Below are 3,881 nucleotides of genomic sequence, written 5' to 3'. Positions count from 1 at the left end.
GGAGATAATGTCTTTAATAGAATTTTAGTTAAAAATGAAAATATAAAAGGAACAGGTCATCATATAACTTTAGGTAATAATGCTAGTGCTACATTTAATGATAGTGAATTTATAAATACTGCTATTAATAATTACTCTTGGACTTATAACAACACGACTACTTTTAATAAATCAAAATTTACTAATACTTCAATAGGTTCAGCTAGTGCAGCATCTACTTCTAAAGTGTATATAAACGATAGTGAAATCAACAATACAGATACTAATGCAACAATAGGTGGTGGGACTATTTATCTTACTAATTCCACAATAAATAGTGATTTTACTGGTGGTCATATATATTTTGATACTAAAAGTAAAGTAACAGGCACTTTAAAAGGTTCTAGTTTTCATTTAAACAATATTACTAAATCAGCAATTAATGATAATATTAAGTTAGAAAGTGGAAATATAATTGCTTATGAAAGTCTTGAATTAGATGGTAAAAAGGATTTCATAAAAGAAAATACGGATTTAAATTTTTTAATTGAAAATAATTCGGAACTAAGGCTTAATAATTTAAATATATCAAATACGGAAATTAATTCTTGGAAATATAATAAAGATGAATTGACAAATAATAAATTATATATATCAAATTCTACTTTAAATGAAGTTGGGATTGGCTCAAAGGTTAATGGTGCTATTAAATATCTAACCGATTATTTAAGTTTAGATAATGTTGATATAAACAATACTCAAGCAAACAAAACTATGTATGCAAAAGTAATTGATATTAAAGGTGGTAATATAACAATACCTATGATTACTACTCTGCATCAAATTTATGCAAAAAATACAGATGGAAGAGATTTTTTCAATGTAAATAAAACTGATACTTTTATCAATGTAGATAATGCAGTGATTAATTCAAATATAGAAACAGGCGAACTTCATCTTAAAAACAATTCAGTTTTAAATGGAAATATTCAAGGAACTCATAAAGTTTATATAGATAATTCTACTCTTAATGGAAATATTACAAAAGACAATAGAAATACTTGTTATGAGCAAGAAGGCTGCACCGGAGAAATAGAAGATGTAATCATCACAAACTCAACCATAAAAGGTGATATAAACGAAGTAGGTAATGTAAGCTTAACTAATACTAACCTAGAAGCTTCAAATGTAATAGTAAAAAATGATATTATTATAGACAACTCAACTAGCACAGAAGCAAAAACCATCACAGGAAATTTTCAAGTAGGCAACGACTTTAAATCAAGTAATACAATTATTCAAGGTAGTATTAATACTACAAATAATATGGAATTAAATAATTCTAATATTAAAGGCGATATAACTGCTAATAATTTAACTTTAAATAATTCTAGTATTACTAATAAAGCTGATGGTTCTACTAATACTATAAATGTTACAAACGATTTAACTATAAATAACGAAAGCCAAACTACTATTGATGGAAATTTCAAAGTAGGCAACGACTTTAAATCAAGTAATACAATCTTTAGTGGAGATATAACTGCAAATAAATTATTAAGCGATAATAAAAGCACTTTTCAAGGTAATGTTAGTGCTGATAGCATAAGTGCAGTTGGTTCTATATTCAAACAAACTCTAACTATTACAGGCGATAGTAAAAACAATGTCTTAGATAAAGCTACATTAGAGCAAGGCATAATAATTGATAGTAAAGGTGCACAAGTAAGTGTAATAAACGGTTCAGAAATCAAAGGAGAAATAAAAAACGAAGGCTTTATAAATGTAGAAGAAGGCTCAAAGGTATCAGAAAAAGTAACAGGTAGTGGTATTTTAAAAACCGATGGAGCTTTTTATGAAGATAATGTAAGTATGGGAGAAGTAAGTGGAACTAATAATACCTTTAAAGGCGATGTAATTATTACAAATACAAATACCGAAGTAAAAGCTGATAATAATACCTTTTTAGGCAATGTATCAGTAAATAATGGCAAACTTAGTGCTACTACTAATAACAACTTTAAAGACATTAATGCTAATAATATTGATTTTATAAACGATGATATAAAAACAACCGATGAAATCAAAGCTCAAACAATAAAAGTAGATGATAAGCTAGTAATTAAAAATATAGATTTAAAAACAACTTCTATTAGTGCAAACAAAGGAGAGATTACAAACTCAAATGTATTCTTAAATAATACTAATGAAGGCTCTAAAGATACTAAAGTATTTTTAAAAGGTAAAGATGATAATGCTAGTAGTGTATATGATAAAGCAGAAATAACAAGTGGAGATTACACTATAGAAAAATCAGCTATTAAAGGTGGTATTAGAGCTAATACCTTAACTACAACTAATTCAAAAATAGTAGGGCAATTAGCAGTAAATAATCTAAACGCTACTAATTCTACATTTTATATAACAGGTGGTGGATATAATACTTCTTTATATAATCACTTTAGTGGAGCAATCATTGCAAGATATGGTGCAAGTGGCTTTAATAATATAATTAATATTTCTAATACAAACTTAGGCTTATTAATTAATGGCTATGTTCCTATTGCAATTATTAATAATACTAACAACTCAAATACTACTAATTCAAATTCTACAAGAGCTGATATGATAGCTGCAGCACCTAAAGTAGTTAATAAAGACTTCTTTAAGATAACTTATACAACACCTATTTCAAGTGTATTATTATCACCTAATCTAGTTCATTATACAACTATGCAAGATGAGAATGGAACTAAAGAAGTTTGGAGTGTAGGTTTAGCTGGTAAAGAATTAAGCAAAGATGAAATCCAAGCAATAATTGATGGTAAAGGCAATGTTAATTACACTACAACAAATAAAGTAGATAAAAATTATCAAGAATATTTTATGAGTGAAATACTTGATAATGAAACAAAAGCTGAATTAAAAAGCATAATTAATACACCTTATTATGTAGCAAAAAATCAAGCAGATATTTTAAATGATAGATTTACTTATCTAAGGGATGATATTAAAAATCACGGCTTTTGGATGAATAATTCATATAATTATTTAAAGACTAATTATAATGATTTAAGAAACAAAGGCACAAGCGTTGGTATAGATAAGAATATAAGCTTAGATAGATTTAATCTAACTTATGGAGTATTTGCAAATATTTCAAGATTAGAAATAAATAAAGCTTTAAGCTCTTCTACTAATGTAAGGTCATTTGGAGCTTATGCTTCTACTAATTTTTATAATGGAAGCTTTATTGATTATTCTTTAGCTTATGTAACATTAAAAAATAAATTTGAAGCTAAAAAGATTGATTTATACACTACTAATTACTTAGACTTATATCAAATAGGTTTAGGCTTAGGACATAGATTTAGTATAAATAATAATTACTTAGAGCCTAATATTAAATTAATAGCTACTAGATATAAGGACTTAGACTTAAAAGGAACTAATGCAAGTATAGAAACTAAAAAAGGTCTTCAAGCTAGTATAAAAGCAGGAGTTAAAGCAGGAGTTGAGTTTAACAAAAACTTTAGCTTAGTTACTGAATTACAATACTTTAAAGACCTAAATGCTCTTTCAAAAAGTAAAGTAGTAGCTCTTTTAGAAAACAATTTTAACAATATCCAAGATAGTGGCTTGAATGCTAAAATAGGATTTTTAGTAAAACCAAATTCTAAATTAGACATTAATGCTGATTTTACAAAGAATATTTCTAATGAGTTTGATACAGGATATAGATTAAACTTAGGATTTAGCTATAAGTTTTAATTAGAACTTTATAAGTTCTAATTAACTTAGCTTTATTCTAAATACAAAGCTATTTCATCTGATATTAAATAGTTTTTATTAAATACTTTATTATCTTTTATAAAAACCAAATCTTTTAAATCATCTAATTT

At 26.2% G+C, this 3,881-nt stretch carries 1 protein-coding gene; it reads left to right on the top strand.

Annotated elements, in window-relative coordinates; translation table 11 throughout:
- Nucleotides 1-3,750, top strand: a 3,750-nt coding sequence (locus tag AVBRAN9331_RS09525) for a hypothetical protein (RefSeq protein ID WP_336612906.1), incomplete at its 5' end; no start/stop codon positions are given.
- Nucleotides 3,751-3,881: the final 131 nt, after the last annotated feature.

The sequence above is a fragment of the Campylobacter sp. RM9331 genome (assembly GCF_020137685.1).
Classification (GTDB): Bacteria; Campylobacterota; Campylobacteria; order Campylobacterales; family Campylobacteraceae; genus Campylobacter_E.
The sequence above is the reverse complement of the archived record's forward strand: the minus strand, read 5'-3'. Positions and strand labels throughout refer to the sequence as shown.